The organism is Psychrobacter sp. 1U2 (genome assembly GCF_051847575.1).
Genome location: NZ_JBPYDC010001715.1, coordinates 1 through 536 on the forward strand (window position 1 = coordinate 1; position 536 = coordinate 536).

Consider the following 536-nt stretch of genomic DNA (forward strand, 5'->3'; position numbering starts at 1 on the left):
TGGACCGATGATACCGACGATAGCACCCGCTGGAACGTTAAAGCTTAAGTTTTCATAAAGCAAACGATCACCGAATGACTTAGAGATATCATTGACTTCAATGACTTTGTTACCCAAACGTGGACCAGGTGGAATATAAATCTCAGAGGTCTCGTTACGTTTTTGGAACTCTTGTGAGTTTAGCTCTTCAAAACGCTGTACACGAGATTTGGACTTGGCCTGCTGACCTTTTTGGTTTTTACGAATCCACTCAAGCTCTTTTTTGAGTGCTTTAGCAAATGATTCTTCTTGTTTATTTTGCTGTTCAAGACGGTTATTCTTTTGCTCAAGCCACTCTGTATAGTTGCCCTCATAAGGATAGCCATGACCACGGTCCAGCTCTAAGATCCACTGAGCAACGTTGTCCAAGAAATAACGATCATGGGTAATGGCCACGATAGTACCGCTATAGTTCTGTAAGAACAGCTCAAGCCAAGCGACAGATTCAGCGTCCAAATGGTTGGTCGGCTCATCAAGCAATAGCATATCAGGGCGCG

Annotated in this window: 1 pseudogene; it reads right to left on the bottom strand. The window is 43.7% G+C overall.

Features of this window, described 5'->3' with window-relative positions:
• A pseudogene (locus ACS8FD_RS24030) lies at positions 1-536 on the bottom strand (energy-dependent translational throttle protein EttA); the annotation flags it as partial.